Origin of the sequence: Idiomarina zobellii, from assembly GCF_900100855.1 — a bacterium.
Taxonomy (GTDB): domain Bacteria; phylum Pseudomonadota; class Gammaproteobacteria; order Enterobacterales; family Alteromonadaceae; genus Idiomarina; species Idiomarina zobellii.
Window position 1 is genome coordinate 1 of sequence record NZ_FNCB01000026.1, and the last position, 6,089, is coordinate 6,089.

6 protein-coding genes are annotated in these 6,089 nt (G+C 46.6%); 5 read left to right on the top strand and 1 reads right to left on the bottom strand.

The features are described from left to right. Positions 1–249: transposase (locus BLT32_RS12640; RefSeq protein WP_176764964.1), on the bottom strand; the 249-nt coding region annotated here is incomplete at its 3' end. Between the two features lie 62 nt (positions 250–311). On the opposite strand from BLT32_RS12640, the gene BLT32_RS12645 reads away from it, so the two are divergent. The 5 genes from BLT32_RS12645 to BLT32_RS12665 all read left to right on the top strand — a co-directional run. After that, entirely contained in the window at positions 312–611 is a 300-nt protein-coding gene (locus tag BLT32_RS12645) for a DUF6933 domain-containing protein (protein ID WP_407716542.1), read from the top strand. Between the two features lie 98 nt (positions 612–709). Beyond that, positions 710–1,675 (top strand): Abi family protein, encoded by a 966-nt coding sequence (locus tag BLT32_RS12650; protein ID WP_053954624.1) that lies wholly within the window; start codon positions 710–712, stop codon positions 1,673–1,675. Between the two features lie 128 nt (positions 1,676–1,803). After that, the gene (locus BLT32_RS12655; protein WP_053954623.1) at positions 1,804–4,974 is read left to right on the top strand and encodes a type I restriction endonuclease subunit R; all 3,171 of its coding nucleotides are present in this window, start codon (positions 1,804–1,806) and stop codon (positions 4,972–4,974) included. 47 nt (positions 4,975–5,021) lie between these two features. After that, the gene (locus BLT32_RS12660) at positions 5,022–5,759 is read left to right on the top strand and encodes a hypothetical protein (RefSeq protein ID WP_053954622.1); all 738 of its coding nucleotides are present in this window, start codon (positions 5,022–5,024) and stop codon (positions 5,757–5,759) included. A 51-nt stretch (positions 5,760–5,810) separates the two neighbouring features. Continuing rightward, positions 5,811–6,089, top strand: a 279-nt coding sequence (locus BLT32_RS12665; RefSeq protein ID WP_176764966.1) for a transposase, incomplete at its 3' end; no start/stop codon positions are given.

The window sequence follows — 6,089 nt, forward strand, 5'->3', positions numbered from 1 at the left end:
CAAATTAAACAAGGAGTTTAAGAAACCTTCGGTACTGCGCAAGCTGAGTTTATACACAGCCTGAAGCATCATGAACGTGACGATAGCTTGGTCGCTGTATGTCAGGTCTCTGCCACGTTTGCCGTTTGGTGTATCATGCCACCACTGAGCGATAGCTTTCTCGTCCAGCCAGAACGTCACTGAGCCTCGTTGTTTAAGGGCTTTGTTGTATTCAGACCAGTTTTTAACTCGGTATTTTGCTTTGCTCATTGCGGTGTCTAGTATCAGCGTGGTTTGGCGATCTGATCAACGCTAACTGAGAAAGTTCCGCTATTTGTTCAACAAGGCCCCTTGAAACGGCCGATAAATACCTTCGCCCACTGCAAGTTGATAGCGACTGTAGCCGCTCCGTTCAGGGCACGCTGAACCGAATGAAAGACGAGTTCGAGCATCAACTTTATTACGACCGACTGAATATAGCCGACATGACCGGCTATAACGCCGGCGCCTGGCTCGCCGACACGCCACGCTCAGTAAAAGGTCAAAAGACGGTGCTATGGCCAAAAGATGCTATGCTGACTCTGCTGGAGCGATTGGCTAAGTCCCCCGCAGATAATCAGGACATTCGGTAATTATGAACACTCGCAATCAACCATCCGGAAATTCCGGATGGTTAGTAAAAGCGCGTTGAAGCAGTCATTGGATATAATGAACTCAAGAGATAATTAATATGCCTCGGCAACAAAAACCCTGGATATCATTAGGTCAGCAGTTAGAATTGCTAACCGACCGTGGTATGACAATTGATGAACCTGAAATAGCAAGAAGTTACTTGGAAAAGCTGGGTTACTACCGGCTAAGTGGGTATTGGTACCCCTTTCGCAAAATATCAACGCACTTCAACCAAGAATTGGATATACCTATCCGTTATGATGAGTTTATTAATGGCTCGCACTTTCGGGATATTGTTGATTTATATATTTTCGATAAGCGACTCCGGCTTCATGCGCTAGATGCCTTAGAACGAATAGAAATGGCAGTACGAGTCGACATTGCTCACTTACTAGGCGAAATAGACTGTTATGCGCATGAGAACCCAAAATGCTTGCATGGCCGCTTTAGTAAACAGGCTAAAAAGAAAGGGCCTGCAAAAGGTAAAACGGAGCACCAAGTCTGGTTAGAAAAGTACGAAAGAGCCATATGGCGAGCTAGACGAGAGCCATTTATTGAACACTACAAAAAGAACTATGAAGGAATACCAATTTGGGTTGCTATTGAAGTGTGGGACTTCGGCATGATGTCGATGCTTTACTCAGGCATGAAGGTACAGCATCAAGATAAAATAGCTGAGAAGTATGGTGCTCCCAGTGGCCATGATTTTAGTAAATGGTTAAGAAGTTTAAACTTTATACGTAATGTTTGCGCTCACCACAGTAGGCTTTGGAACATCAACGTTCTCGAGCGAGCTCCCGTTCCTCATTACGAACATTGGCAAAAGATAAATAACTCACGCCCATTCTTCTACTTTTGCCTTATGCAAAAATTACTCGCAGTAATAAGTCCTAATTCGACATGGAATAAGCGATTTGACACTATTGTTGAAAGCTTCCCCGAACCGGAAAATAACGCAATAAAAATTAGCGAGTTTGGGGTGGTTGATAACTGGGAGTCTTGGCCAGTGTGGGGCCTGAAATGAGAGCCGACGCGTACACAACAAAGTTGCGAAGAGGCGCCGGGCGTATTACGGGTTAGTATAAACAAGATGTTTTACCTGTCAATTACTTTAAGGTAATTTAGGCAAAGTACAATTAAAGGACTAATGGAATGACCGAAGACCAGTTAGAACAACAATGCCTGGAATGGTTTGCCGAGGATGGCTGGGAAATTGCCCATGGTCCTGATATTGCCCATGACGGCCCCTACCCGGAACGAGTCGATTATAAGCAAATTCTGTTGTTCGCTGATCTTGAAGCCGCTTTACGTCGCATTAACCCGCACCTACCCGACAGCGCCATCGAGCAAGTTGTTGCGGTTGTCCGCAAACCCGACAGCCTGGACTGTGTTGTTAACAACCGTGAGTTTCATCGCTTGCTTATTGACGGCGTACCGGTTGAATACAAAAAGCAGGATAAGGTCATTCATGACCGCGCGTTTTTAATGGATTTTGGCGACCTGGAAGCCAATCGCTTTCGGGCCATTAATCAATTTACTATTGAAGGTTCAAAACAACTGCGTCGGCCGGACATCATCTGTTTTATTAACGGCCTACCAGTCGCAGTTATCGAGCTTAAAAGCCCGAGTGCTGAAAACGTTAGTATTTGGGACGCCTTTAACCAGATACAAACCTATAAAGACGAGATCCCAGACTTATTTGCCTACAACGAAGCCTTGGTTATCAGTGATGGCTACAATGCAAGAGTTGGCTCTTTAACCGCTAACCAAGAGCGTTTTATGCCATGGCGCACCGTCAACCACGAAGACGACAAGCCTTTGCTGGAATGGCGCATGGAAACCATGGTTCGCGGCTTTTTTAAACGTGAGCTGTTGTTAGATTACATTCGCTATTTTGTTATTTTCGAAAACGACGCCGACAACCTCATTAAGAAAATAGCGGGTTATCATCAGTTCCATGCGGTACGCGAAGCCGTTCGCGCCACCGTTGTTGCAGCAGAGCAGCAAAGTCTGGATGAAGTTGCAGAAAAACGCGCAACCTACGCCGATGACATAATACCTGGTAGCAAAAAAGCCGGTGTTGTCTGGCACACACAAGGCTCAGGCAAAAGCATTTCCATGTGTTGTTACGCCGGAAAACTGCTGCAGCAACCGCAAATGAATAACCCCACTCTTATTGTCGTTACCGACCGCAATGACTTAGACGGTCAGTTGTTTGCAACCTTCAGTGCCGCTAAGGATCTGCTCAAACAAGAGCCGGTGCAGGCAGATAATCGGGACAAACTTCGACAGCTGTTAGCCGAGCGCGAGTCCGGCGGAATTATTTTCACCACGGTACAAAAGTTCGCGTTACTGGAAGATGAAAACGGCCATCCTATTTTAAATGACCGCCACAACATTGTAGTGATTTCGGACGAGGCACACCGTAGCCAGTACGGTTTAAAAGCCACGTTGAAAAAGGACGGAAAATATAAGTTTGGCTACGCAAAGCACATGCGCGACGCCTTACCCAACGCCTCGTTCATTGGTTTCACCGGTACGCCCATTGCCAGTGAAGATAAAGACACCCGCGCCGTGTTCGGCAGCTATGTGTCCATCTATGACATTCAGGACGCGGTGGACGACGGCGCTACGGTCCCCATTTATTACGAATCACGCCTTGCCAAGCTGGACATCAACCAGGATGTTATCGAAGAGCTCTCTGATCAGGTCGATGAGGTGGTTGAAGACGAAGAGGACGTGGGTGCCCGCGAGAAAACCAAAAGCGAATGGAGCCGCTTGGAAAAACTGGTGGGCTCTGGCCCTCGTTTGGCGCAAGTAGCTGAAGATCTGATTAACCACTACGAAACCCGCGCAAAAAGCATTGAAGGCAAAGCCATGATTGTGGCGATGAGCCGCGATATTTGTGCGCATCTGTACAACGAAATTGTGAAGTTACGCCCTGACTGGCACGACCCTGCCCCTGAAAAAGGCGCGATTAAAATCGTCATGACCGGCTCTGCGTCAGACAAGCCGTTGTTGCAGCCACACATCTACAATAAGCAAACCAAAAAGCGGCTGGAGAAGCGCTTTAAAGACATTAACGATCCGCTGAAACTCGTCATTGTGCGTGATATGTGGCTGACCGGATTCGATGCGCCTTGTTGCCATACAATGTACGTCGATAAGCCAATGAAAGGGCACAACCTGATGCAGGCCATTGCCCGGGTAAACCGCGTGTTTAAGAACAAACCCGGTGGCCTGGTTGTTGATTACATCGGTATTGCTAACGAGCTGAAACAAGCGCTTAAAACCTACACCGATTCGCAAGGTAAAGGGCAACCGACACACAGCGCCGAGGAAGCTTTTGCACTGCTACTGGAAAAGCTAGATGTCATTCATGGCATGTTTGCCAAAGGTCCGAACGCGGAAGGTTTTGATTACACTAATCATAACGGCGAAAGTTATAAGGACAATCCAAAAGAGTTACTGTTAGCAACGGCCAATTACATATTTAGCCTTGAGGGCGGTAAAAAGCGCTTTCTGGACACAGTACTAGCCATGAATAAGGCATTTTCATTGTGCAGCACGCTGGACGAAGCGCAGAAATATCAAAAAGAAGTGGCGTTTTTAACGTCGGTAAAAACCGCCATTACTAAGTTCACCAGTGTCGATAAAAAGCTCACGCAAGAAGAAAAGAACTCAGCGTTGAAGCAGATTTTAGACAATGCCGTTCGCGCTGAGGGCGTCTCTGATGTATTTGCGTTGTGCGGACTGGATAAGCCAAACATCGGGTTATTGTCTGACGAGTTCCTGGAAGATGTGCGGCAGATGCCTTACAAGAACTTTGCCGTAGAACTGCTTGAGAAGCTACTTAAAGACGACATTAAGGCGAAGACACGCAACAACGTGGTACAGGAGAAAAAATACGCTGAGCGCCTGCAGGAGACGTTACGGAAGTACAACAACCGAGGCATTGAAACAGCTCAGGTCATCGAAGAGCTCATCGCCATGGCCAAGCAATTTCAGGAAGAGCTGGCTCGTGACGAAGCCCTGGGTCTAAACCCCGATGAAATTGCCTTCTACGACGCCCTCGCCGAAAACGAAAGCGCTGTTCGCGAACTGGGCGACGACACACTGAAGAAGATTGCCGTCGAAATTACGGACAAACTACGAAAATCCACTACCGTAGACTGGCAAGTCCGCGAAAGTGTTCGGGCAAAACTTCGAATTCTGGTACGCAGAACCTTGCGCCGATACAAGTACCCTCCCGACCGCGCACCTGCAGCCGTCGAACTGATTTTAAAGCAGGCGGAAGTGCTTTCTAGTAGTTGGACTGGGTGAGCTACTTTCCGCTGATGATTAATTTTCTTGCGATAAGGACAAGCTAGATGGCTAAGCAAACTATCTCCAGGGAAGAGTTGGATGTTCTGCTCACAACGTTTGAAAATTCTCTCAAAAAAGTAAGTCGCAAAAAATACAAGGGCGACCCTTTTGGTGACGATGAGATCTCTATCGGCGAGTTAATGGATGTAGCCAAAGATTTAATTTTGTCACTGAGATCTCTGACTCGCTCTAGACACACATTTTCAATGCTGGTTGAACGCGATGAACGGCAGGCAATTGCCAGTAAAATTGAAACACTTATTAAAAATACCAAAGATGACAGAATTGACCTGCTCTTTAAAAACCTTTCCGAACTGATCCGGATGCTTAGGGGTATGAACTTAAGAAGTGGCTGGAGCCTGGTTGCAGGTGCCAAGGAAAGCGCTTATGAACTAGAACAAAAAGCAGCTGCATTAGAGTCACGAGAAGAAAGTCTACAATTGACGTTAAACGCTCTTGAAAAGAAAGCCGCCGAAGTTGAAAAAATAAAGGAGCAGATTTCGAACTACTCAAAGAGCATAGGTCAATTTGCAGCAAAAATAGACAACCGAGAAATAGAGCTTGAAAAGCAAGCTGAAACATCAAGAAACTTCGAGGAAAGACTGGAAGAGTTTGAAAGCCAACAAGACATACATCTCGAAAAGGCAAAAGATTTAATACGGCAAGCGGAGACAGCTCTTGAGGTAAGAACAGCCGAAGGATTGAGCAAAGATTTTAAAACTAAAGCTCAGAAAGCAGGGTAGTGTTCAGAATTCTGTGTCATTTCGTTAAACTAAGCAAAAAAGAGATGACATATGACCAAAACCAATTTCGACATGGATGCCGCTTTAAAGCAGTTGCGTGAAGGCAAAGACCTCACCGGCAAAGACGGCATCCTGACACCGCTTATTAAACAACTCACCGAAGCCGCGATGCAGGCTGAGCTTGAAGAGCATCTCAGTGATAAAGAGCAATCTAACCGCAAGAACGGTTCGACGTCAAAAACAGTCAAGAGTCCGGCCGGCAGCTTTGAACTTGATACGCCCCGCGACAGAGCCGGCTCGTTTGAGCCGCAACTGGTTAAAAAACATCAG